Raw genomic sequence first — 23,851 nt, 5'->3', positions numbered from 1 at the left:
CATATTACAGGATTAATATTCAATTTTAAAATAAATGAGAATGACCAACCTTGCCGTAACAATATGCTGCAGCTTACTACTAATGAGATATAAGTGATTTCATATGAAATTCAATCGAATTTTTTATAATGCATATATCGATTTCAGCCAAATTTCAAGGAAAAGGTTTGTTCTGTCAATTATACTCGGATTAACAATAGCAGTTTCATTCTATAGTTTTTTTTATGGAATGCGTGAAACAGAGAGAATGCTCTTCCTAGATTTTGAAAATCGTCCATTTGTTGTGCCCGAAAATGAACGTGAAATGAGTAACTTATTTTTTGCAGCTATTTCAATTTTATTAGGAAATTCGGTTGCGATTAGTTACTTGTTTTCAAGACCGCAAAATGCACTTTCAAGAAGAAATCCAAAGCGCGGTAGAATTTTTAATGACCAAGGATTTTTAGGACTTAATTTCATCTATTGGTTTACAAAAATGTGGTTTCTGTTTTCAACTTTTGTATCCCTTTATTTTGGACCAAGTTTTATTATCGAACTCTTTTGGCCGTCTCTGTTAATCATTGTTGTATTGTATTTTGAATCTTGGAAAACACTGAGTTTGGTCATAAAAAAAAGTAGATGGAAAATTATGGGTTTACATCTTTTAGTTTGTTTTTGTCTTACCGTCTGTTTGAGTCAACTCGATGTAATTAATTATAAGAAAATTGATAATTCTTATTATGCTGCTCATCCTACAGTTGATGTTCCTTCTAGTGATTATAAAGATGAAGATTATTTAAAACGGTATTATGACAATTTAGTTTTTAAGATCGATTTTGATTCAAAAGGTGAAGTATGCGTATTAAGCGAACGTAATAAACCCATGGATTTAAATGACATATATAGTTATGTAACTGAATGGCGAAGTGGGTTGGTAGAAGAGTTACAACCTAGGGCCACACCGAGACTTAGGGCTAATAAGATGGTCCCAATCCGGTTCATAAAAGAATTTGAATTTAAAATGTACCAAATTGGTCAGTTAAAAATTATTTATGAGATTGAAAATGAAAATGAGATCACAAAATATTTATTTAATAATCAAATAAAGCATCCGATTTCTCCTTCTCTACATACGATTTTTCCTAGGAAACTACCTGCACCACCGACATCACCGTATTATGACTTCATTAAGGAAGAAAGAACATTAGATACTATTCGTATTGATGTTTCAAAAAAAGTAATGCTCAACGATATTCGAGTTTCATATGAAGAATTAGTCAAGAAGTTCAAAAAGCACATAAATAGAGAGACCGTATTCGAATATGTTTATGATGATGAAGCCTTATATCAAGACTACATAAATGTCTTGTCATGTCATAATGAGGCAATTTTAGAATTAAAAAAGGCACATTCAAATTTTGATTATGAAGAAATGATTCTTGAAATAGATAGAAATCCCTTCAGTAGAAATAGAGCTCATTCAGATGAATTATGGCGCCTTAAAAGGGAATTCCCAATTCAAATTACAGAGCGTTTCAAGTAAACATAGAATGTGTCGTGAAGCGGGCAATAAGTTAATTTTCAAATCGTTAATAGATTAATTAACCAACCTCTTAAAGATAAAGCAACATTTCGTTTCATCATATTTTAATCAATCATCACCATCATGAAACGAACAGTTTATTTTATTTTTACCTCAAGTGCTTATTAAAAAAATCAAGGGTGCGTTTCCAGGATAACTCTGCGGCCTCTTTATCGTAGCGTGGCGTGGTATTGTTATGAAATCCATGATTAACGCCCGGATAAATATAAGCTTGGTATTCTATTTTGTTTTCTTTCAGAATTTTTTCAAAGGCAGGCCATCCTGCGTTAACTCTAGTGTCAAGTTCGCCATATTGAAGTAGGAGAGGTGACTTAATTTTTTTGGCATCTTCATCTCCTGGTTGTCTGCCGTAGTAAGGGACTGCAGCACTGAGTTCTGGTAGTCTTACGGCCATCATATTTGAAATCCAACCGCCAAAACAAAAACCTACAACACCTACTTTACCATTACAGTCTTCATGATTTAAAAGGTAGTTGTATGCTGCAATGAAATCTTCGAGCATTTTATTGCGGTCGCGTTTTTTTTGCATTGCTCTTCCATCGTCATCGTTGCCAGGATACCCGCCTAATGGCGATAAGGCATCTGGAGCTAACGAAATAAAGTTAGCTTTTGCAGTACGCCTTCCAACGTCTTCGATATATGGATTGAGTCCACGATTTTCATGCACAACCACAACCCCAGGTAATTTACCTTCGTGAGTTTTTGGCTTAGATAATAGCCCTTTAATGGTACCACCACCATCTGGAGATTCGTATTCAATAAAATTTGAATCTAGCGTTGGGTCATCTGGTTTAACTAAAAGCGTGTCGATATAATTAGGAGACATAAAACTAAGCAAAGATGACACAGTTAATCCGCCAACAGCATAAATGGATAGTTTTTCAACAAACTGACGACGGTTCAATTTATTGTGTGCATAATCATCGTACAAATCAAACACCTCTTGTTTGATGTCTTCTTTTTTGATATCCTTCATGTTGTGGTGGTTTTTTTGAATTCCTTTAAAGGTATTGATTTTCAGAAAACTTTGTCTAAAAACAATCGAATACTTTCCTGATTGGCTCTAATTAATTCTTCACGCGCGGCACGCATATCGCTCTTCTTTTTATCTTGTGAAAGTTTGAATTTTCCTTCCCAGTTGGTGATGTCAATTTCAAACATTTCAATATAATTGAGATTGGCGTTTAGACGCGGATTATCGGGGTCTAATACATATTTATGGTCTGGTGCCTCTAAGAATTCTGTCATCGTAATCAGAGACTGTTTCAGTGCTTCCTTACTCTCAATAGCCGTCACTTTACCTTTGAGGTGCACCTTGATGTAATTCCAGGTTGGTAACTGTGTCGTTGAATAAACCGTTGGTGAAATATAGCATTGCGGTCCGCCAAATAAGACAGTAACTGGCTGGTTGTCTTTTAATAATTGAGCCTGAGGATTGTAAATATCTATATGTCCAATCAGTTTTTCGTTATCGTATACTAAGGGCAAATAGGTAATGAGGGGTTCATTATTTTTTACCGAAATAACCGTTGCGAGCGGATAGGTTTTGATAACATCGATCATATGATCGATATTATCATCTTGATGGTGTTTTGGTGGGTAATTCATTAAACTCCGAATTGTCTTAAATGGTGGTCTAGATGCTTATATTGCATTTTGCCCCATTGCTCTTTGGTTAATTTTCCGAATGCAGGATGTGGCTGCCATTCCTCTTTATTGCGCTGTGTGTTTAGTTCGTTCAAAAGCCCTGAAATTTTATTGAATTCTGTCTCGAAATCTTTCTCTGCCGTTATTTTAAAACCAGGTGCTGTTGGTAAGTTTTTTTTCCAGAGTTTATCACTGTACATACTCTTTTTGAATAATAAATTAATCAGCCAATTAGGTTTTACGCCGTAATCTTCTTTTTCAAGAATAATATTGAGTGGCATCTGACAATGATAAAGCATTTGCCCCACATTCATTTTTCCCCAAACGGGTTGTGTATCTTTGTTAAGTTGGTTAATTCTGGAGGTGATCTCATCGTATACACCGTCTTCAAAAAAGGATTTCATAGCTTCGGATTTAATAGATTTAATTAGTGCTTTAAATTTACAATTTTTTATCTTTAAAGCATGTCTAACAAATCTGCCTCCTTCTCCATAAAAAACTGGTCTCAGGATGATCAGCCACGCGAAAAACTTAGAGATAAAGGAAAAACAATCTTAAGTGACGCCGAACTTGTTGCCATATTAATTGGCTCAGGAAACAAAACAGAAAGCGCTGTCGATCTCAGCAAGCGCATTTTGGCAAGTGTTAATAATAATCTCAATGCTTTAGGAAAATTATCGATTAAGCAACTTATGGAATTTAATGGTATTGGAGAAGCAAAGGCAATTAGCATTACAGCTGCTCTAGAGTTAGGTCGACGTCGGCGTTTAGAAGATGCGTCAGCTTCTGATAAGATTACATCGAGTCGAACGGTTTTTACGATAATGCAGCCTATTTTAGGTGAATTACCTCACGAAGAATTTTGGATTTTGTATTTGAATAATTCCAACAAGATTCTCCAAAAAACACAATTGAGTAAAGGCGGAATCACAGGAACCTTAGTAGATGTTCGGTTGGTTTTAAAAAATGCTTTGGAAGTTGGAGCAACTTCCATCATATTATGTCATAACCATCCTTCAGGAACTCTGAAACCAAGTACATCGGATAAGGAAATCACCAAAAAACTTAAAACCGCAGCCGAAAGTTTAGATATTAAAGTACTCGATCATCTCATTGTAACTGAGAAAGCGTATTTTAGTTTCGCAGATGAAGAATTGTTGTAATGTTATTAGTCTATACGCATAAGATCACGCCACGCTTAAAATATACCTTTAAGCATTTATGTAAACGCATACTTGGGGTAGATGTTAAATTCACTTCTAAAGTAGAGGATTTTATTGCGCACAATAGTCTTAAAATGTCTTACACCAAAAAGCCTTTAAGTAGTGAGCTTTTTGTGCGTAGTAACGATCTTTTATTTGAACAAGGCTTATCGGATCTCGATATTAGTGTGCAGCAATGGGACGAAACAAAAGGGTTTTTTGCAGCCGGAGAGCGAAGTGATCTGCCTTTCGATATTTTTGCAGCCTCTTTTTATTTACTAAGCCGATATGAAGAATATCTACCTCATGTGAAGGATGACTATGGTCGATTTATGGCTCAGGAAAGCTTGGCATATAAGCACCGTTTTTTAAATCAACCTATCGTTGATATTTGGGCATATAAATTACAAGACGTCCTAAAAAATCGATTTCCTGATTTTGAATTTCCACAACGGACATATAAGGTACAACCTGTAATTGACGTACCGATGGCCTATTATTTCAGGAAGAAAGGACTGCTGCGAACCATTGGTGGAACATTTAGCGATATTGGTAGATTTAGATTAAAACAATTATATCAACGTTACTCGGTACTTATGGGTTTCAAGCGTGATCCGTATGACACCTTCAAATGGATTATTACAAAACAAAAGCAGTACGATTTTAAGTTTATTGTTTTCTTCCTAATTGGGAGCTTTTCAACCTACGATAAAAATAATAGCACCAATAAAAAAGAGTTTGTGTCGCTCATTAAATCGGTAGCCGATTACTCTAAAGTAGGAATTAAAGCATCCTACTTTGCGCTCGATAATATTTCAGTTTTAAAGAAGGAGAAATTGAAAATGGAATCTATAATTAATAGAGAATTATCAGCAGTAAGACACTCCTTTTCAAAATTAAATATGCCCAAATCCTACAGGAATTTAATTGAGCTAGAGATCAACAAGGATTTTACCATGGGTTATATAGATACACTGGGTTTTAGAGCCGGGACCTGTACACCATTTCAATGGTACGACCTCGATTATGAAGTGCAAACACCTCTTCAAATTAACCCTTATCATTGTTTAGATTATGCCTTGTTAAAGTATGAATCGCAACTCGATAAAACCGAACATTTACAAAAATTAATTGATGAAGTCAAAGCGGTAAATGGTACTTTTGTTCCTGTATTTCATAATTACACTTTTAGTGATATAGACCGTTGGAAAGGTTACAGATCACTATTTAATTTAATATTAGAAACCGTTGAATGAAGGACAAGGTAAAACATGTGTTTTTTGATCTAGACCACACCTTATGGGATTTTGATAAAAACTCAGGCTTAACATTTAAAAAGATATTTGAGCTCAACCGTATTGATATAAGTCTGAATGAATTTTTAGAAGTCTACGAACCCATTAATCTTAAATATTGGAAACTCTATAGAGAAGAACGTGTAACCAAGGCAAACCTGCGGTACGGACGTTTGAAGGAAGCCTTTGATGCCATAAATGTTGAAGTGGAAGATACTATGATTAACAATTTATCCGTTTCATATATTGAGCATTTAACCACTTTTAATCATCTATTTGACGGTGCTTCTGAAATTTTAGAGTATTTAGATGCTAAGTACAAATTGCATATTATCACCAATGGATTTGAGGAAGCTCAGGAGCGGAAATTAAGAAATTCAAATATTCTGCATTATTTTGAAACGGTTACCAATTCTGAAATGGTAGGTGTGAAAAAGCCAAATCCTAAAATTTTTAATTTTGCTCTAGATAGGGCTCAAGCATTCGCCCAAGAAAGCATAATGATTGGCGATAGCCTCGAAGCTGATATACAAGGTGCCGAAAAAGTTGGTATGGATACAATTTTTTTTAATGGTCGAAATGAAAATTTATCAATACCTTACAAAACCATCAATCAATTAATTGAGATTAAATCATTGTTGTAATGAAGAAATTCATCATCATATTTTTCCTAGTCGGTTGCATTTTGAATGGCAATTCGCAATCAAAATCAGAATCATACAAGTATGTTGTAGTTCCGCTTCAATATGAATTTTTAAAAGGAAAAGATAAATATCGACTGAATACTCAGACGAGATATTTATTGAAAAAAGAAGGATTCAATGTTTATTTTGATGAAGGTGAGCAGTTGCCTGAAGACCTTTTTAAAAATAGATGCCTCGCAATGTATGCTGATGTCCATGAAGTAAAAGGCGGTTTTTTGAAACAAAAAATTAAAATTTCATTTAAGGATTGTTATGGGCAACTATTGTTAGAGTCTGAAGAAGGCGCCAGTAAAGAAAAAAATCTAAATGTTGCCTATAAAGAGGCTTTAGAACGCGCCTTTGTGACCTTAGATTTTTCTAGGATTGAAAACAAAACATCACCCAAAGAACAAGATTCAGAAAATGAGACTGCGACGGAAGAAAAAGTCATCACCGAGGAGCCAGTGCAAGAAGAAGCTGAGGTTATTGAGGTAGTGGAAACTAAAGAAACTGAAGTGTCACAACCAGAAATTGAAGAAGAAGTTGTGAAGGACGAAAAAGAAGTTGTCAATCCAAAATCTGAAAAAAGCACAGTGTATTATGCACAGAAAATTGCTGGTGGATTTCAGTTGGTAGATGCTGAACCAAAAATTATAATGGTCCTTTTGGCAACCGCATCTCCAGATATTTTTATGGTTAAGGACAAAAATGCAATGGTTCTTAAAAAAGACGGGAATTGGGTGTATTCAGAAAATGAAAACGGCCAGATGATCGAGAAGCCAATCAATATTAAATTCTAGTAACCGTACTTATCTTTCCAGAGGGCTTTTAAATAGTTACGCTGAGCCTGCTCTCTAGCGTTGTTTCCGGGGTTGTAAAGTTTTGTGTTTTTAATTTCATCAGGCAGAAATTCGTGCTCCGCAAAGTTGTTTTCGTAACTATGAGCATACTTATAGTCATCACCATAACCTAATTCTTTCATAAGCTTTGTTGGTGCATTTCGAATAGAAAGCGGTACAGATAAATCGCCTGTTTCTCTAACCAATTGCTGGGCTTTGTTGATAGCTTCGTAAGCCGCATTGCTTTTAGGTGAACTTGCAAGATAGGTAGCACATTGGCTCAATATTATTCTAGATTCTGGATTGCCAATTACTGAGACTGCCTGAAAGGTGTTATTGGCAATAACTAAAGCAGTCGGATTGGCATTACCAATATCTTCGCTGGCCAGGATTAATAACCGTCGTGCAATAAATTTCACGTCCTCACCACCTTCGATCATTCGAGCCAAATAATAAACCGCTGCATTAGGATCACTACCTCGTATCGATTTAATAAAGGCCGAAATAATATCGTAATGTTGCTCTCCAGTTTTGTCATATCTGGCAGCCTTATTCTGAATTTGTTTCGAAACCAGCTCATTTGTAATTACAATGGGTTCGTCTTCAAAGGACGTCACAAGTAGCTCAAAAATATTCAAGAGTTTCCTAGCATCGCCACCAGAGAGTCGGAGTAGGGCTTCAGTTTCCTGAAGGTCGATGTCTAGTTTCGAAATAAACTCATCTTCCTCCATGGCGCGTTGTAATAAGGCTTCTAGATCTGCCTTACTAAAGGCATTAAGTGTATAAACCTGACACCTTGAAAGCAATGCTGAAATAACTTCAAAACTTGGATTTTCGGTGGTTGCACCAATTAGAGTAACCCAGCCTTTTTCTACAGCTTCTAATAGTGAGTCTTGTTGCGATTTGCTGAAACGATGAATTTCATCAATAAATAAAATGGGGTTTTTAGCCGTAAACAAACCACCACTTTTTTTTGCTTTATCAATAACCTCTCTGATATCCTTCACGCCAGAATTAATAGCGCTTAGCTTATAAAATGGGCGTTCAGACTCATTTGCAATAATATTTGCGAGCGTAGTTTTTCCGATTCCTGGCGGTCCCCAAAAGATCAGAGACGGAATCACCCCACTTTTTATTTGTGAATACAGCATGCCGTCTTTGCCCACTAAATGCTGTTGACTTAAGTAGTCATTTAGAGTTTTAGGTCGCAATCTTTCGGCTAATGGAGTATTCATAATCCAAAATTACAAAATGCATCTACAAAGAAGGAGATTATGACAATATTTCATGGAATTGTGTTTTGGTTATAAATTTGAAGTGTGTATTGAAAATTATCATGTCTTCAGAACAATTTAAATATTCAAATTCGGTAATCATTTATCCATTAGTCATTGTCTTTACTATTTGGCTTGTGTTTTGGTATCAGATTAATATTGATTACGGCATCAAGTCTTTTGGAATTAAGCCGCATAAGCTTGAAGGCCTTTTGGGTATTTTTACTAGTCCGTTTTTACATTCAGATATAGATCATTTATATAATAACTCGATACCACTATTAGTTTTGTCGCTTTCCTTGTTTTACTTCTATAATAAAATTGCATGGAGGGTGATCCTGTTTGGTATAATTCTATCAGGAATACTAACCTGGATTATGGGAAGGCCAGGAAATCACATAGGTGCCAGTGGACTTATTTATGTATTGGTGAGTTTTATATTTTTCAAAGGGATTTTTGCAAAGCACTACCGTTTAATTGCACTTTCACTGATGGTTGTTTTTCTATACGGAAGTATGGTTTGGTATGTGTTCCCAGTTCAAGGCGGCATTTCATGGGAGGGTCATTTGGGCGGTTTGATTTCAGGGTTTGTCTTTGCGCTTATTTTCCGTAAGCAAGTCGCCAAACCTGAACGCTATAAATGGGAACAACCCGATTATAATGAAGACGACGATCCATTTATGAGGCATTTTGACGAAGACGGAAACTTCATTGAAACGCTTCCAGAAGATGAGGTTGATCAGAAATTAGAGACCGACGAGCCAACTCAGATCAATTACATTTTTAAGAAGCGGGACGATGGATAGGTCCATCTTCCGTTACAAGTTCAATGGACGTTAAGGTTATATGTTTGTAAGTAATATTTTCTGTAGTAAAAATGTCATTACAAATTTCTTTTAAATGGCCTGAAAATTTGATTTGTATGAATTCATCTTCCGATAATTTTCTAACTTCTTTACACTTTTCAGTAAGAATTTCATGATTACAGATAATCATATGGTGCACGCAGTTTGAACAATTATGTTCAATAAATGTGATCCAGTAATGATTATTAAAAAAGGGATCTTCAGCGTTTTCTGATTTAAATGAAAGTCGACCTATTAAATTACAAGTTTCAGGAATAGTTGTTAGGGCTTCTGACTCACAGCTGCATTCTGATTGAATATCGTCTTGTTTGCAATTTTTCAGAAAGAGAATTGAGCTAATACACAAAAAGATAAGCCAACATAAATTTTTAAGATGATTATAATTATTCATAAGCAAATTGTTTAGTCATCGCACATCTAAGTATGTAAGCAATGAATTACTTTTAAATAATTGGTTGGTTATTGTGGTTAGAGCACTAGGATTCTCAGATATTTTACTTGTCGCTCAGAGGAGAATACAACGAGATTTATATGGTGAAATAAGAGACTATTCCGAGGTTGGAATAGTCTCTATTAGAATCCAATATCTATTAAAATATTTGCTAGTTAGTAGTAATTGAAAATACTAGTCGTCACTTGGAAATGCCCATAAATCATCATCTAATAAATGACCGCCTTGTGCTGCTATAGCATTTTCGTATGCTTCGTTATTCGCAAGTCTTTCGGAGTCTGGATATAGTATTCTTCTTGGTATAACACCAGACGGATTACTTCCATTCACCCCGTTTGGATCTGGAGTCAAATTAGGATAACCAGTTCTTCTATAATCATTCCAAACTTGTATAAAATTTGAGCCATATAGTGCCTTATATTTTTCATTGATTATTGTTTCCAAATCCGACGTGATAATTGCATTAGTATAAGTAACAATTTCACTTTCATTAACGCCTAGGTATTCCATGTTAGCTCTTACAGCATCTCTAATTGTATTTAAAATCACTGCAGAATTTTCACCAGTCAACAGCTGCGCTTCAGCTTCTATAAACTTAAGTTCTGAAAAAGAGATTAAAGGAGAAGGTGAATCAAACTGTGCCCAGAATAAATCATCATTTCCATTTTCAAAATAAAGTTGATCGTTATCAGGATTTGCTACCATTAAATTTACTTTTCTTGGGTCTCCATCTGTAACAGAATCAAAATAATCACCAATTATTAAGGTGTTCGGTCTTTGTATACCAAATAGAGCCAAAGGGTTACCACCGTTTGCGTTACCTTCAAAAATAAATGATGGTGTTTGAGCATTACTTGTAAAAGCTGACTGAATCTCCATCAGAGCTTTTGATCCTGCATCAGGATCACGTTTAGAAAGTTGAATATGAAATCTAGCTTTTAAGGCATGTGCAACAGCAGTCCAATTCGCATTTACCAAGTCTCCTTGCGTACCTTGAGGGTCATTCAATTGAAGATTAACAATTGCGTCGTCTAAAAGTTCAAAAATTGAATTGTATATTTCTTCTTGACTATCATATGAGGGTGTCACATTATCTGAACCTTGAAATGCTTCTGAATATGGAATATCGCCCCATAGATTTGTAGCAATACCTAAATTTACTGCGAGATAAATCTGTGCTAGAGCCTGAGTAGCTGGAATATCTCCTTGAACTTCAGCTCTTTCAATAGTATCTATGCAGTCCCTCATAGACCCCGTATATAGACCGAACTCCCAAAAGTTAGCCAATGTACTTTCACCAATTGCGTATTGTGTGTAGGCTACCTGTTGCGCATCAAATCCTTTAAATTGTTGGGTAAATATACCAGCTATTCTCGCCGCGGAAGACAACAGGTTCCTGTGGGTTTGAGTTTGCATGATAGGAACAATTGCCACTACTTGTGCGTTATCTCCACCTGGTCTAGTTGGGTCGACGTTAAGGTCGCCAAAATCATCACCACAAGCAAACAGCATTGTGATAAAGAATATTGATAAGATTCTTCTATTAAAATTTTTCATATTTTTTTTGTTAAAATGTTAATTTAATCGCTAAGGCATAAGACCTAGTAAATGGTTGATTGAAATAATCTAATCCGATACCATTTGAATCGCCAGTTAGATTTGTTTCTGGATCAATTCCTGGATAATCTGTAATTAAGAATAAGTTTCGTCCAGATAGGGTTATACTGGCACTAGTGAAACCGATCTGATTTAATATTTTATCACCAAGTGAATAGGTAAGGGAAAGTTCTCTCAATTTGGCATAAGAACCATCATATATATTATCTTCGGCTATTCCACCAAAGCCATAGCGCACCCATCTATTAGCACCTAAGCCTCCTGCCGGATCTGCATAAGGAACAGCGGTCGTATTTTGTGCTCCTGTTGATTGTACGATACCATCTACTACATAAGACTGATCCCTAAGCTGTCCCGTTTTTGCCGAAACACCAAAATAATCGAGAATACCGCAAGTTCCGCACCAGACGTCTCCACCTTTTCTTATATCTAATACTGCTGTAAGTCTGAGACTCTTGTATTCAAAGCTATTTCTAATTCCTAACGTAAAATCAGGAATTGGGTCTCCGATTACACCACTTGTTGGATCGGCAAGTGCAACACCATTGTTATCTACAAGTTGATTTCCATTTTCATCTCTCAACCATCTACTGCCCCAAATGGCACCATAAGATTCTCCAGGTACAGCTCTAGATGATGTGCTTGTAAAACCGTTTAAGATGATAGGCTCAATTCCTTCCACAAGTTCTTCTACAACAGATTCATATTGTGTAAAGTTGAACCCTAAATCCCAGTTGAAATCAGTTGTTCTAACAGGTACTGTATTCAGGGTGACTTCCCATCCATTATTTGAAATTACCCCAGCGTTGATTACTCTATTTGTAAAGCCAGTTGTAGCAGCCTGAGTAACATTAATTATTTGATCTGTTGTTTCTTTATTGTAGTATGTTACATCTAAATTAATTCTACTGTCTAAAAATTTAAGATCTAAGCCTACCTCATATTCCGTGGTTTTTTCAGGTTTTATATTTGGATTTCCTAAAAGACTAGATCTTTCAAATGCTACTTGACCGAATAATGGGAATTCATTATTCGATATAAAACCATCTCCACCAGCAGATCCTGATTGGTAATAAGTAATTGTAGAGTATGCCGGAGCATCATTACCTGATTTACCACCAGAGATTCTAAATTTACCAAAATTCAATATTGAATTATCTTTCAGAAGTTCACTAAACACAAAACTTGCGCCTAATCCGTAACTATCAAAACTGTTGTTGTTAATTGGTAAGGTTGAAGACCAGTCTTTTCTATACGCCAAGTTAGCAAAAAGCATATTGTCATATCCTATTTTGGCTTGTGCGTATAGACCTCGTAATTCTCTACGTACAACGAATTCATCATTTACTTGTGTTGCACTATTGGAAACATGAAAAAAACCAGGTATTGTTAATCCAAAACCATCAACTCTTCGAATTAGTCGGTTAGTTTTATACTGATCGTAACCCAGTGTACCACCGACATTTACTTTGTCAGAAATATCTTTATTAAACAATAGCAAGAGTTGTGTATTGATATCTTCATTGATTTCAGTTCTATCTGTTACTACTCCGTTTCTATCTGTTGCTGAATTAATGTCAATTCCAAGTTTTCTGACGTCCGAGTAACGATCATATCCATATTTACCGTTAAGGGTTAACCAACCATTAAATTGATAGTTAAATTGCAAACCTCCAATAAATCTATTAACATCATCGAAGGAAGGATTTTTTGCTACAGTCCAATATGGGTTGTCGTAAATTCCACCTCGATAACTTCTTTGAGTACCATTAGGTAATTGATACACACTTTCTGTAGCAGCTGCTTCCCGGCCACTTAATCCATTGCCGTTATCAAAAGTTGGCGAGGTCCTTAATAGACCAAGCATTATACCTGAAATATTCGATCCCCTTTGAACTCTTCTACCTCCCGAGTTAACAAATGTACCACTTGCTAAAACATTCAATCTATCAGTGATATCGGCCGAGATATTGGCTCTAAATGATATCCTGCTAAATTGTTCTGTTGGAGATGTACCACTTTGGTCATTTTTACCAGTTGAAATAAAGTATTTTACTTCTTCTGTACCACCACTAGCAGAAACATTTAAGTCGGTAGCAATACCATTTACAAAAAAGCTGTAATTGTCATAAGATCTTGCTGCTAATCCATTACCCATTCCTGTAGGAACTAATCGTCCATTTGAATCGTAAGGGTAATCGGTTGCTCCATCAAATTCTAAATTCGAAATTGCAGGTCCCCAGCTAAACCCTTCACCAGTTTCAGGACCTCTCCATGTTAGGGCACCGCCTACAGGTCTACCTTGAGCATATTGCTTTTGTAAAGCAGGTAAATTTGTTACTTCGGAGACAGCAATTGATGACGATAACGTAATTCTTGTCTTACCTGATTTTCCTGATTTGGTAGTAATTAGAATTACACCGTTACTTGCACGTAGTCCATATAGAGCTTGAGCCGCAGTACCTTTCAATATATTTATTGAGGCTATATCATTCTGATTAATGTCAATAGCTCTATTTGAATTGTCTACACCACCAGTGCCGTTTTGGGAAGAACTATTATCTATAGGTACACCATCAATTACAAATAATGGACTATTTGATCTATTAATGGACGTGTTACCTCTAATCCTTATATTGGCTGAGGAACCCACTGAGCCTGATGACGTAGTAACTTGTACACCAGCAGCCTTGGCAGCTAAAGAAGAGGTTAGGTTTACTTCATTAGTATTTTCAATCTCTTCAGATGTAACGGTCTGTGAGGCATAAGTTAATTCACGTGGTTTTGATTTTATCCCCAAAGCTGTCACCACCACTTCGTCCAAAGCGTTATCCGGCTCAAGCGAAACATTAATGACATTGGCTGATCTAACCAAAATCTCCTTACTACCATAACCTAGATAACTAAATACCAGTATATCGCCTTCTGACACCTCAATAGAGAAAATTCCTTCAAAATTGGTCGATACACCATTTGTGGTCCCTTTTTGTAAAATAGCTGCTCCAGGAAGGGGTGATCCTGTTTCGTCAGAAACGGTTCCGGTAACCAGTTTCTCTTGTGCTAAAGCTATTTGAGCACAAAATAAAATTAATAGCGTTAGTATTCTTACGAATCTTGTTTTCATATTTTTTGTATTAAAATTCTTACGCAAATATTGAAAAAATATTTCAATCTTGCAAAAAAATTCCTACAAAAAGTGTATTTGTTCCCAGAAAGACATAGTCAATAATGACATCTTTCAGAAATCTGAAATTTGAAAAACAATGAGTAAAAATGTGGTTTACAGTAAAATTGGCAAGTACTACATCCTTTGCCTTACAGCTTCGTATAAAAATGCCCCACAGGCAACGGATACATTTAAGGATTCTATTTCACCAACAATTGGCAGTTTCGCTCGATGGTCGGCTACTTTTAGAACGGATGGATTAATACCTCGCCCTTCAGAACCCATAATAATAGCACAAGGTTCTTTAAAAGATACATCATAAAGATAATCATCTGCTTTTTCGGTAGCCGCTATGACTTTAATACCTGAGGATTGCATATGGAAAACTGCATCTTTAATATGATTTACTTTGCAAATTGGAATTTTAAATACCGCTCCGGCACTTGTTTTTATAGTATCTCCGTTAATAGGTGCTGAACCTTTTTTCTGAATAATAATACCAGATACACCTGTGCATTCTGCCGTACGCACTATGGCGCCAAAATTGCGGACGTCGCTTAACTGATCTAATAAAAGAAATAATGGGGTTTCACCAGATTCAAAAACTTTCATGACGAGCTCGTCAATATCGTGATAGGCAATTGGAGAGATCTGTGCAACGGCACCTTGGTGATTACCTCTAGTAAGTCTATTAAGTTTTTCAACCGGAACATAAGAAAAGTTGATTCCCTCTGAACGTATTAATCGTTCTAGTTCCTGAAATAAATCGCTTCTTGCACCTTTCTGAACAAATACCTTATCGATGGTTTCGCCAGATTTAATGGCTTCGATAATGGCTCTAATTCCGAAAATTAAGGTGTCTTTTTTCATGTTGGTGAACTATGACTTCAAATATAAAGGATATGAAAAGACCTATCGTTTAATAATTTTTCTAGTTTCAACGCCGGCATCTGTATATATTCTGAAGAAATATAGGCCGTTGGGCTGATTAGAAATGTCTATTGAAGTATTTGCGCTCTCCATAACTTTTTGTCCCAAGGATGAATAAACTTCCAATTTATTGAACGGTAGTTTCGAATTGATATTTACAACCGATTGTGTTGGATTTGGGAAAATCTCGAAATCTGCAACTTCAAATTCATTCACATTCAACACATCTAAACAATCCGTTATGTCCGGATTAGTTTCGATCGTGTTTCCTGGTGTCAAATCGCGACCATCAAATGCGCTATAATTCATGCTGTATTTTGTAGCTCTAAATGCAAAATTGTTAGGTGGTGGCATTTCACCTTGTTCATAGGTTGAACCATCAGCATTACTTACAGGCGAAATATATTCCCATACAATATTATTGTTAGTGTCGATTTCAAAAAAGTAAGCTTCACGACCTTCACAGATTAATATATTTCCATTTTGAAGTTGTCTACCACTACTTACAATTGCTGAAAAGAAATCGGAATCAGCTACTGGGGCTGTTTCAGGATACCTGAAAAATGAACTGAATGGTTCATAAGCCGTTCCTGGAAAATAGGTATAATCTCCATTTACATCAACAGGTGGTTCAATAATTAAAACTTCTGAATATGCCGGACTCCTATTAATACCATTATTAAAAACCATTAATTTTCTTTCATTAGGAAAACCTGAAGGTATATAGTAAGGCGTATGCTGTCCGTACAATTCTCTATTGGCTTCTGTACCTTGTCTATAAGCCTGAGGATTGCCCCATCTGTATAGAAAATCACCAGCTGAGCCGGCTGCTTCTGCTGTTGTTGTATTTCGATCTATGGCATAGATTTCGCTCATTCTGCGTGAGCTGATCAAAATCTGATCGAATTCCTCATCATATTGAATGGCATTAATGTGAAGCCAATTGTTTTCCGCATTAAAACCGTTTAAAAAATTGATATCTAGTTTACCCGGATTGTCACCTACAACGCCAAAATTATCTTTAGTGGCATCAAAATCTTGTATTAAATGATCTTTCACGTTCCATTCCCAAACGATATTTCCACCTGTCGCTCCAACTGGTTCCACCTCGTAGATCCGTTCATTATATAATTCTGAATTTATTAATTTATTGGGATCACGACCTGCTTGAATAGCCTCAGTGTCGGTCATTAGTGTCGCTGCTAATATCAGAACATTTCCGTTTGGCATTGGAAATACATCGTGGTGCTGTCGTGAAGTGTCAGAACTGTCGATCCAAGACCAAATAATGTTGCCATCCCAATCAAATAATTCTACAATACCACCATTACCAGGCAAAGCAACAGGATTGCTCCCTTGAGCTAGTCGACCTGTTCTTAGTAAATTACCATTAGGTAAAAGATAAACGGCATTTCCTGGTAAATATGTACTATTCCATTCGTTAACTACTTGTCCACAATTATTAATAAGATACGCTTTTGTATGCGTAGAGAACAGCGTTAATCCTTCATAGGCGTCGCTTGTAATAGACAATGTGCCAATTGTATTTTGAGATTGAATAGCGTCTGTTAAAATGGTGAGAAGAAAAACGAAAAGTAATCTTTTGATCATAGTTTAAATTGCATCTTAAAATTTCCCAAAACTAACATTAAATTTAAAATAATATTAAAACGTCGCTGTTAAACTTACATGCACCTTAGAATCTGAAAGCCTAAATTGCCTATTCTCAGATTTACCACTCGAATAGTTTAGTCTGAAGAGACCGGCATTGGTTAATAGGCCTAACCCAAACCCGAAACCAAAGAGTTTTTCTTTAGTATCTGTAATTTGATTTTCGAAATACGCGGCATCCAAAACGGAATGTACATAAATACTGCTGCTAAGGCGATAACGGTATTCAGTGTTAATTACTCCGAATAGGTTAGCAACCAGGCTATTTTCTTCAAATCCTCTAATCGAATTAATACCACCAAATCGAAACAGCTCATTATCAAGATAATCATCGGAAGTTAAAACAGCACCCGTGAGTCGGGCATAAATACTGTTCTTTGGATTGAGGTTGAAAATCTTATAAGTATTAAGGTTGAAAACAGTTTGACTCTGACTACCAAGATCATTTTCTCGGTTTCCAAAACCTGAAGATAAATCGAACCAAAAATTAATAGGAAACAGCGGGTCGTAAAATTGAGGCTTGGTATAATTATAACTTAGGGTAAAATAACTCGATGTGTAGTCATTCAAAATTGACGTGTCATCATCTAATAGATTTGTTGAATTGGTCGCGGTAATTCCTGCGGCCACTCGGTGTTGCGCATTTATTTGATAGTTGATCTTAGCATATTGTCGGGTATTCGAAAACGTGGTGTCTTTTCTAAAAATGTTAAGTCCTAATTGCAATCCAACGGGCGAACCAAATATATAGGGCAGGTCCGTATCTACTCTAAATGTCTGCTGATCGATCTCGTCGCTTTTATAGAAGAGATTTAGCGTTTCTCCAAAATTAAGATTGTTAATAAGTCGAAGATCGAGATAGCCATCAAACTCAATTCTATTGGTGTTTTCGTTGGTTCCAAAACCAAGAAAGCCATCAAAGTTATTGACCTTTGTTTTTTCAATATATAGATATAAGGTAGTAGAGTCTTGAGTAAAAAGAACCTCAGGGTCTTTTATCTTATTGGCAAAACGCAAGTCTTCTAAAAGTTCAACTTTGTCCTTAATATCATTGAGGTTGAAGGTTTTACCCGTTTTTAGTTTGAGGAATCTTTTGATATAAGACTGCGGAAATTTTTCATACCCTTTCACAATGATCTTATCAATACGTCTTTTTTGGTTTGAAACAATTTGAAGGTCGGCAACTATGAGATCAGAAGTTTCCTTTGAAATATTTACGAGCTGAAGCGTAGAGAAGGGATCGCCTTGCTCCGCTATTTTAGAATTGAGTTCATTAAGTGAACCTTCAAGTTCAGTAATATCTAATTCAAAATAGGAATCCCCATTTTTAGAGTTGATGTAATTTAATAGCTCCGGATTAAATTCAGAATTATATCTAATCCTAATGCGTTCGATTTTTTGCCCTAAATAAAATTGAGCCGTGAATAAGGTATCGCTACGTCTCGCAACAGAATCTAACCTAATATCAATAAATCCTAATCTTATAAGTTTGTATTCAATCGTATCTAATTCTTTGGAAATAGCATTAAAGTTTTCAAACGTCTTTTTATAACCTAAAGAATCAATAATAGCGGTTTTACTCTCGTTTTCTGCTGTAACTTTCAAGCCCAAACTCTGCCCAAAGATTTGGTTAGAAAAAACCAAAATTAGAAATGTAAAAAAGCGAAGTAAAGCTGTCATTAAATCTGAAAAGAATTGCTCAATTGATAACGTAAAAATAGACCATATTATATATGTGTAAAATTAAACGCGAATTTTCTTCGAAAAATAAATTCTCAACTATTTGAATTATAAATATATATTTCTACCTTTGCAGCCCTCAAAAGTGAGGGTTAAATAAATATTTATATAGTAATATATGCCAACAATTTCACAATTAGTACGAAAAGGAAGAGCCAAAATAACCAAGAAGAGTAAATCGGCTGCTTTGGATTCGTGTCCGCAAAGACGTGGTGTATGTACTCGTGTTTACACAACAACTCCTAAAAAACCTAACTCAGCAATGCGTAAGGTAGCAAGGGTTCGTTTAACAAACGGAAACGAGGTTAATGCATACATCGGTGGAGAAGGTCACAACTTACAAGAGCACTCGATAGTATTGGTTAGAGGTGGAAGGGTAAAAGATTTACCAGGTGTTAGATATCATATCGTTCGTGGTGCGTTAGATACAGCAGGTGTTGCTGGACGTACACAGCGTAGATCTAAGTATGGTGCAAAACGCCCTAAAAAGTAATTTAAAACTTTAAGAAGAAGACATGAGAAAAAGAGCAGCAAAAAAGAGACCGCTTTTACCAGACCCAAGATTTAACGATCAGTTGGTTACGCGTTTTGTAAACAACATGATGTGGGACGGTAAGAAGTCTGTAGCTTTTAAAGTATTCTACGATGCAATTGATATTGTTGACGAGAAAAAAACTGATGACGAAAAAACAGCTTTAGAGATCTGGAAAGACGCTTTATCTAATGTGATGCCTCACGTAGAAGTACGTAGCCGTCGTGTTGGTGGTGCAACATTCCAAATTCCGATGCAAATTCGTCCAGACCGTAAAGTTTCAACAGCTATGAAATGGTTGATTGGCTATGCGCGTAAAAGAAACGAAAAATCTATGGCACAACGTTTAGCAGCAGAAATTTTAGCTGCAGCTAAAGAAGAAGGTGCAGCCGTTAAGAAAAGAGTAGATACTCACAAAATGGCAGAAGCAAACAAAGCATTCTCACACTTTAGATTTTAATTGAAAAAATGGGAAGAGATTTAAAATATACTAGAAATATAGGTATTGCAGCACATATTGATGCTGGTAAAACTACAACTACAGAGCGTATCCTTTATTATACAGGTGTATCTCACAAAATTGGTGAAGTACATGATGGTGCCGCTACTATGGACTGGATGGAGCAAGAGCAGGAAAGAGGTATTACTATTACTTCTGCTGCAACAACTTGTACATGGAACTTTCCAATAGAGAACGGACAGCCAACTCCTGAAACTAAAGGTTACCACTTTAATATTATCGATACTCCGGGTCACGTTGACTTTACTGTTGAGGTGAACCGTTCATTACGTGTATTAGATGGTTTAGTATTCTTATTTAGTGCGGTTGATGGTGTTGAGCCTCAATCTGAAACTAACTGGAGATTAGCTGATAACTATAAAGTACCACGTATTGGTTTCGTAAATAAAATGGACCGTCAGGGATCTAACTTTATGGCAGTGTGCCAACAAGTTAAAGACATGCTAGGTTCTAATGCTGTGCCAATCGTAATGAATATTGGTGATGAAGCAGATTTCAAAGGAATAGTTGACTTAGTGAAGAACCGTGCTATCGTTTGGCACGATGAAACTCAAGGATCAACTTTCGATGTTATCGATATTCCTGAAGAATTAAAAGCTGAAGCTGCTGAGTTGAGAGCTAATCTTATCGAAGAAGTAGCAAGTTACGATGAAGATCTTCTTGAGAAATTCATGGAAGATGAAAATTCAATCACTGAAGAAGAAGTACACGCTGCATTAAGAGCTGCGGTTATGGATATGTCTATCATTCCAATGATCTGTGGTTCTGCTTTCAAAAATAAAGGTGTACAATTCTTATTAGACGCTGTTTGTCGTTACTTACCTTCTCCTGTAGATAAGGAAGCTATCGTAGGTACTGAGCCAGACTCTGATAATGAGATTTCTCGTAAGCCAGATGTAAAAGAACCATTTTCTGCTTTAGCATTTAAGATTGCTACAGATCCTTTCGTAGGACGTTTAGCATTCTTTAGAGCATATTCTGGGCGCTTAGATGCTGGTTCATATGTATTAAATAACAGATCAGGTAAAAAAGAGCGTATCTCTCGTATTTACCAAATGCACTCTAACAAGCAAAATGCTATCGAGTTTATCGAAGCTGGTGATATTGGAGCTGCAGTAGGATTTAAAGATATTAAAACAGGTGATACCCTTTCTGATGAGAAGAACCCAATCGTATTAGAATCGATGGACTTCCCAGATCCAGTAATTGGTATCGCTGTTGAGCCTAAAACAAAGGCAGACGTCGATAAGTTAGGTATGGCTTTAGCAAAATTAGCTGAAGAAGATCCTACATTTACAGTAAGAACTGATGAAGCTTCAGGTCAGACGATTATTTCTGGTATGGGTGAGCTTCACTTAGATATTATTGTAGACCGTCTTAAGCGTGAGTTTAAGGTTGAAGTAAACCAAGGTCAGCCTCAAGTAGAGTACAAAGAAGCTATTACACAACGTGCAGAACACAGAGAAGTTTATAAAAAGCAATCTGGTGGACGTGGTAAATTCGCGGATATTGTATTTACACTTGAACCAGCTGAAGAAGGTAAACAAGGTCTTGAATTCGTATCAGAGATCAAAGGTGGTAACGTACCAAAAGAATTTGTTCCTTCTGTTGAAAAAGGATTCAAAATGGCAATGGTCAATGGTCCATTAGCAGGTTACGAAGTAGATGCTATGAAAGTAACCTTAACTGATGGTTCTTACCACGATGTGGATTCTGATCAGTTATCATTCGAATTGGCTGCAAAATTAGGATTTAAAGCTGCTGCAAAAGCTGCAAAAGCTGTAATCATGGAGCCAATTATGAAATTAGAAGTATTAACACCTGAAGAATACATGGGTGATATAGTAGGTGACCTTAACCGTCGTCGTGGTCAGGTAAATGACATGAGCGATAGAGCAGGTTCTAAAGTTGTGAAGGCTAACGTACCATTATCTGAAATGTTCGGTTATGTAACAGCATTAAGAACATTATCTTCTGGTAGAGCGACATCAACAATGGAGTTCTCTCACTATGCAGAGACACCTCAAAATATATCTGAAGAAGTAATCAAAGCAGCTAAAGGCGTAGAAGCTTAAAACTAAAAAGAAAATGAGTCAGAAAATTAGAATAAAATTAAAGTCTTACGATCATAATTTAGTTGATAAGTCTGCTGATAAGATTGTAAAAACAGTAAAGAGCACAGGTGCAGTAGTAACGGGTCCAATTCCATTACCAACGCACAAGAAAATTTTCACTGTGTTACGTTCACCTCACGTAAATAAGAAGTCTAGAGAACAATTTCAATTAAGCTCTTACAAGCGCTTATTAGATATTTACTCTTCATCTTCTAAAACGATCGATGCGTTAATGAAGCTTGAATTACCAAGTGGTGTTGAAGTAGAGATCAAGGTGTAATGATAAAAAGATGTCACCCTGAGCGCCTCGCCTTTCAAAGATTTGTACGGCGGACAGGCAGTGGAAGGGTCTCATCGAATACATGTCTGGAGCTGCGAGCGAAGGAAAAACGGTAAAAATACAATTCAAGGCTGAAGCGTATTTTCAGCCTTGAGTTTTAAATAACAAATAGTAATAATTAATAATAAATAAATATGTCTGGGTTAATTGGAAAAAAAATCGGTATGACCAGCATCTACGATGAAAATGGAAAGAACATTCCATGTACAGTCATCGAGGCAGGTCCATGTATCGTTACCCAAGTCAGAACTGAAGAAGTTGACGGCTATAATGCACTTCAACTAGGTTTCGATGACGCGACAGAAAAAAGCGCTACTAAAGCTGCCAAAGGGCACGCCAAAAAAGCGGGTACTTCTGTAAAACGCAAAGTCGTTGAATTCAAAGGTTTTGGTGAGGAGTACAAGTTAGGTGATGCAATCACAGTAGAGCAATTTATCGAAGGAGAGTTCGTGGATGTTTCTGGAACTTCAAAAGGTAAAGGTTTTCAAGGTGTAGTTAAGCGTCACGGATTTGGTGGTGTAGGTCAAGCAACGCATGGTCAGCACAACCGTTTGAGAGCTCCAGGTTCTATTGGTGCAGCTTCATATCCTGCGAGAGTATTCAAAGGAATGAAAATGGCCGGAAGAATTGGTGGTGAAACAGTTAAAGTTCAAAATTTAAGAGTTTACAAAGTAGTTCCTGAAAAGAACTTACTCGTAGTAAAAGGATGTGTTCCAGGACACAAAAACTCTTATGTAATTATTGAGAAATAATGAAAGTAGCAGTTTTAGATATAAACGGAAAAGATACGGGTAGAAAAGCTGAGCTTTCTAAAGACGTATTCGCTATTGAGCCTAATAATCATGCCGTGTATTTGGATGTTAAGCAATACTTAGCAAACCAAAGACAAGGTACGCACAAGGCAAAAGAGAGAGCAGAGATCACAGGAAGTACACGTAAGATCAAAAAACAAAAAGGAACAGGTACAGCACGTGCAGGTTCTATTAAGTCTGGTGTATTCAAAGGTGGTGGTCGTATGTTTGGACCGAGACCAAGAAATTACGGTTTCAAATTAAACAAAAACGTAAAGCGATTAGCACGTAAATCTGCACTAAGTATCAAAGCAAACGATAAGTCAATTGTTGTATTAGAAGATTTCAATTTCGATGCACCAAAGACAAAAAACTTCGTTGACGTTTTGAAGGCATTAGAGATCGACAACAAAAAATCTCTGTTTGTGTTGGGTGACTCGAATAATAACGTATATTTGTCGTCGCGCAATTTGAAAGGTTCTGAGGTTATAACTAGCTCAGAATTAAGCACTTATAAAATTATGAACGCTAATAAAGTAGTTCTTTTAGAAGGTGCATTAGAAGGAATTGAATCGAACTTAAGTAAATAAA

At 36.3% G+C, this 23,851-nt stretch carries 21 protein-coding genes; 12 read left to right on the top strand and 9 right to left on the bottom strand.

What is annotated here, in order from left to right; genetic code table 11:
- Positions 1–247: 247 nt before the first annotated feature.
- Positions 248–1,522 (top strand): hypothetical protein, encoded by a 1,275-nt coding sequence (locus DDY94_RS15495; protein ID WP_157957345.1) that lies wholly within the window; start codon positions 248–250, stop codon positions 1,520–1,522.
- A 148-nt stretch (positions 1,523–1,670) separates the two neighbouring features.
- Here DDY94_RS15495 and DDY94_RS15490 read toward each other — a convergent pair whose 3' ends face one another.
- Genes DDY94_RS15490 through DDY94_RS15480 form a run of 3 tightly spaced genes read right to left on the bottom strand, consistent with a single transcriptional unit; the run spans position 1,671 to position 3,633 of the window.
- Positions 1,671–2,558 carry a dienelactone hydrolase family protein gene (locus tag DDY94_RS15490; protein ID WP_111685514.1) on the bottom strand — a complete coding sequence of 296 codons (888 nt, stop codon included), beginning with the start codon at positions 2,556–2,558 and terminating at the stop codon, positions 1,671–1,673.
- 41 nt (positions 2,559–2,599) lie between these two features.
- On the bottom strand, positions 2,600–3,190 hold the full coding sequence (locus DDY94_RS15485; RefSeq protein ID WP_111685513.1) for an FMN-binding negative transcriptional regulator: 591 nt from the start codon (positions 3,188–3,190) through the stop codon (positions 2,600–2,602).
- On the bottom strand, positions 3,190–3,633 hold the full coding sequence (locus tag DDY94_RS15480; protein ID WP_111685512.1) for a DUF1569 domain-containing protein: 444 nt from the start codon (positions 3,631–3,633) through the stop codon (positions 3,190–3,192). Before DDY94_RS15480 ends, DDY94_RS15485 begins: the two co-directional genes overlap by 1 nt.
- A 60-nt stretch (positions 3,634–3,693) precedes the next feature.
- On the opposite strand from DDY94_RS15480, the gene radC reads away from it, so the two are divergent.
- From radC to DDY94_RS15460, 4 genes are read left to right on the top strand one after another with little or no spacing between them, the layout of a single operon-like run.
- Positions 3,694–4,392 carry a RadC family protein gene (gene radC, locus DDY94_RS15475; protein WP_111685511.1) on the top strand — a complete coding sequence of 233 codons (699 nt, stop codon included), beginning with the start codon at positions 3,694–3,696 and terminating at the stop codon, positions 4,390–4,392.
- Entirely contained in the window at positions 4,392–5,687 is a 1,296-nt protein-coding gene (locus tag DDY94_RS15470; RefSeq protein WP_111685510.1) for a polysaccharide deacetylase family protein, read from the top strand. The genes radC and DDY94_RS15470 overlap by 1 nt, the downstream gene beginning before the upstream one ends.
- Positions 5,684–6,370, top strand: coding sequence for a YjjG family noncanonical pyrimidine nucleotidase (locus DDY94_RS15465; protein ID WP_111685509.1), 687 nt, complete (start codon positions 5,684–5,686; stop codon positions 6,368–6,370). Before DDY94_RS15470 ends, DDY94_RS15465 begins: the two co-directional genes overlap by 4 nt.
- On the top strand, positions 6,370–7,209 hold the full coding sequence (locus DDY94_RS15460) for a hypothetical protein (protein WP_111685508.1): 840 nt from the start codon (positions 6,370–6,372) through the stop codon (positions 7,207–7,209). Before DDY94_RS15465 ends, DDY94_RS15460 begins: the two co-directional genes overlap by 1 nt.
- On the opposite strand, the gene DDY94_RS15455 is transcribed toward DDY94_RS15460, so the two are convergent.
- Positions 7,206–8,483 (bottom strand): replication-associated recombination protein A, encoded by a 1,278-nt coding sequence (locus DDY94_RS15455; protein ID WP_111685507.1) that lies wholly within the window; start codon positions 8,481–8,483, stop codon positions 7,206–7,208. The genes DDY94_RS15460 and DDY94_RS15455 overlap by 4 nt on opposite strands.
- 101 nt (positions 8,484–8,584) lie before the next feature.
- Here DDY94_RS15455 and DDY94_RS15450 point away from each other — a divergent pair, with 101 nt between their 5' ends.
- The gene (locus DDY94_RS15450; RefSeq protein WP_111685506.1) at positions 8,585–9,328 is read left to right on the top strand and encodes a rhomboid family intramembrane serine protease; all 744 of its coding nucleotides are present in this window, start codon (positions 8,585–8,587) and stop codon (positions 9,326–9,328) included.
- A gap of 685 nt (positions 9,329–10,013) precedes the next feature.
- On the opposite strand, the gene DDY94_RS15440 is transcribed toward DDY94_RS15450, so the two are convergent.
- The 5 genes from DDY94_RS15440 to DDY94_RS15420 all read right to left on the bottom strand — a co-directional run bounded on the left by DDY94_RS15440 (position 10,014) and on the right by DDY94_RS15420 (position 18,903).
- Positions 10,014–11,396 carry a SusD/RagB family nutrient-binding outer membrane lipoprotein gene (locus DDY94_RS15440; protein ID WP_111685504.1) on the bottom strand — a complete coding sequence of 461 codons (1,383 nt, stop codon included), beginning with the start codon at positions 11,394–11,396 and terminating at the stop codon, positions 10,014–10,016.
- Positions 11,397–11,406: 10 nt separating this feature from the next.
- Positions 11,407–14,580 (bottom strand): SusC/RagA family TonB-linked outer membrane protein, encoded by a 3,174-nt coding sequence (locus tag DDY94_RS15435; protein ID WP_111685503.1) that lies wholly within the window; start codon positions 14,578–14,580, stop codon positions 11,407–11,409.
- A gap of 177 nt (positions 14,581–14,757) precedes the next feature.
- Entirely contained in the window at positions 14,758–15,492 is a 735-nt protein-coding gene (gene rlmB, locus DDY94_RS15430; RefSeq protein WP_111685502.1) for a 23S rRNA (guanosine(2251)-2'-O)-methyltransferase RlmB, read from the bottom strand.
- 42 nt (positions 15,493–15,534) lie between these two features.
- Positions 15,535–17,163, bottom strand: a complete 1,629-nt coding sequence (locus DDY94_RS15425) for an aryl-sulfate sulfotransferase (RefSeq protein ID WP_111685501.1) — start codon at positions 17,161–17,163, stop codon at positions 15,535–15,537.
- A gap of 54 nt (positions 17,164–17,217) precedes the next feature.
- Positions 17,218–18,903: a POTRA domain-containing protein gene (locus tag DDY94_RS15420; protein ID WP_111685500.1), complete on the bottom strand. Its 1,686-nt coding sequence runs from the start codon at positions 18,901–18,903 to the stop codon at positions 17,218–17,220.
- Between the two features lie 178 nt (positions 18,904–19,081).
- Here DDY94_RS15420 and rpsL point away from each other — a divergent pair, with 178 nt between their 5' ends.
- The 6 genes from rpsL (at position 19,082) to rplD (ending at position 23,850) form a co-directional block, all read left to right on the top strand.
- Positions 19,082–19,456, top strand: coding sequence for a 30S ribosomal protein S12 (rpsL, locus tag DDY94_RS15415; protein WP_008269190.1), 375 nt, complete (start codon positions 19,082–19,084; stop codon positions 19,454–19,456).
- A gap of 22 nt (positions 19,457–19,478) precedes the next feature.
- Positions 19,479–19,955, top strand: a complete 477-nt coding sequence (gene rpsG, locus DDY94_RS15410) for a 30S ribosomal protein S7 (RefSeq protein ID WP_111685499.1) — start codon at positions 19,479–19,481, stop codon at positions 19,953–19,955.
- Between the two features lie 8 nt (positions 19,956–19,963).
- Positions 19,964–22,090 carry an elongation factor G gene (fusA, locus tag DDY94_RS15405; protein ID WP_111685498.1) on the top strand — a complete coding sequence of 709 codons (2,127 nt, stop codon included), beginning with the start codon at positions 19,964–19,966 and terminating at the stop codon, positions 22,088–22,090.
- 13 nt (positions 22,091–22,103) lie between these two features.
- Positions 22,104–22,409, top strand: coding sequence for a 30S ribosomal protein S10 (rpsJ, locus tag DDY94_RS15400; RefSeq protein ID WP_007650482.1), 306 nt, complete (start codon positions 22,104–22,106; stop codon positions 22,407–22,409).
- A gap of 194 nt (positions 22,410–22,603) precedes the next feature.
- Complete coding sequence (gene rplC, locus DDY94_RS15395; RefSeq protein WP_111685497.1) at positions 22,604–23,221, top strand: 50S ribosomal protein L3; 618 nt, start codon at positions 22,604–22,606, stop codon at positions 23,219–23,221.
- Positions 23,221–23,850: a 50S ribosomal protein L4 gene (gene rplD, locus DDY94_RS15390; protein WP_111685496.1), complete on the top strand. Its 630-nt coding sequence runs from the start codon at positions 23,221–23,223 to the stop codon at positions 23,848–23,850. Before rplC ends, rplD begins: the two co-directional genes overlap by 1 nt.
- The last annotated feature ends 1 nt before the right edge of the window (position 23,851 follow it).

Source organism: Winogradskyella tangerina, assembly GCF_003260205.1.
Lineage (GTDB): Bacteria > Bacteroidota > Bacteroidia > Flavobacteriales > Flavobacteriaceae > Winogradskyella > Winogradskyella tangerina.
The sequence above is the reverse complement of the archived record's forward strand: the minus strand, read 5'-3'. Positions and strand labels throughout refer to the sequence as shown.

What these genes read in the sequence shown, in the direction of transcription:
- radC (WP_111685511.1), top strand. Translation starts at nt 3,694, where the DNA reads ATGTCTAACAAATCTGCCTCCTTCTCCATAAAAAACTGGTCTCAGGAT.
- DDY94_RS15460 (WP_111685508.1), top strand. Translation starts at nt 6,370, where the DNA reads ATGAAGAAATTCATCATCATATTTTTCCTAGTCGGTTGCATTTTGAAT.
- DDY94_RS15440 (WP_111685504.1), bottom strand. Translation starts at nt 11,396, where the DNA reads ATGAAAAATTTTAATAGAAGAATCTTATCAATATTCTTTATCACAATG.
- DDY94_RS15480 (WP_111685512.1), bottom strand. Translation starts at nt 3,633, where the DNA reads ATGAAATCCTTTTTTGAAGACGGTGTATACGATGAGATCACCTCCAGA.
- rpsL (WP_008269190.1), top strand. Translation starts at nt 19,082, where the DNA reads ATGCCAACAATTTCACAATTAGTACGAAAAGGAAGAGCCAAAATAACC.
- DDY94_RS15420 (WP_111685500.1), bottom strand. Translation starts at nt 18,903, where the DNA reads ATGACAGCTTTACTTCGCTTTTTTACATTTCTAATTTTGGTTTTTTCT.
- rplC (WP_111685497.1), top strand. Translation starts at nt 22,604, where the DNA reads ATGTCTGGGTTAATTGGAAAAAAAATCGGTATGACCAGCATCTACGAT.
- rlmB (WP_111685502.1), bottom strand. Translation starts at nt 15,492, where the DNA reads ATGAAAAAAGACACCTTAATTTTCGGAATTAGAGCCATTATCGAAGCC.
- DDY94_RS15435 (WP_111685503.1), bottom strand. Translation starts at nt 14,580, where the DNA reads ATGAAAACAAGATTCGTAAGAATACTAACGCTATTAATTTTATTTTGT.
- fusA (WP_111685498.1), top strand. Translation starts at nt 19,964, where the DNA reads ATGGGAAGAGATTTAAAATATACTAGAAATATAGGTATTGCAGCACAT.
- DDY94_RS15425 (WP_111685501.1), bottom strand. Translation starts at nt 17,163, where the DNA reads ATGATCAAAAGATTACTTTTCGTTTTTCTTCTCACCATTTTAACAGAC.
- DDY94_RS15465 (WP_111685509.1), top strand. Translation starts at nt 5,684, where the DNA reads ATGAAGGACAAGGTAAAACATGTGTTTTTTGATCTAGACCACACCTTA.
- rpsJ (WP_007650482.1), top strand. Translation starts at nt 22,104, where the DNA reads ATGAGTCAGAAAATTAGAATAAAATTAAAGTCTTACGATCATAATTTA.
- DDY94_RS15495 (WP_157957345.1), top strand. Translation starts at nt 248, where the DNA reads ATGCTCTTCCTAGATTTTGAAAATCGTCCATTTGTTGTGCCCGAAAAT.
- rpsG (WP_111685499.1), top strand. Translation starts at nt 19,479, where the DNA reads ATGAGAAAAAGAGCAGCAAAAAAGAGACCGCTTTTACCAGACCCAAGA.
- DDY94_RS15485 (WP_111685513.1), bottom strand. Translation starts at nt 3,190, where the DNA reads ATGAATTACCCACCAAAACACCATCAAGATGATAATATCGATCATATG.
- DDY94_RS15490 (WP_111685514.1), bottom strand. Translation starts at nt 2,558, where the DNA reads ATGAAGGATATCAAAAAAGAAGACATCAAACAAGAGGTGTTTGATTTG.
- rplD (WP_111685496.1), top strand. Translation starts at nt 23,221, where the DNA reads ATGAAAGTAGCAGTTTTAGATATAAACGGAAAAGATACGGGTAGAAAA.
- DDY94_RS15470 (WP_111685510.1), top strand. Translation starts at nt 4,392, where the DNA reads ATGTTATTAGTCTATACGCATAAGATCACGCCACGCTTAAAATATACC.
- DDY94_RS15455 (WP_111685507.1), bottom strand. Translation starts at nt 8,483, where the DNA reads ATGAATACTCCATTAGCCGAAAGATTGCGACCTAAAACTCTAAATGAC.
- DDY94_RS15450 (WP_111685506.1), top strand. Translation starts at nt 8,585, where the DNA reads ATGTCTTCAGAACAATTTAAATATTCAAATTCGGTAATCATTTATCCA.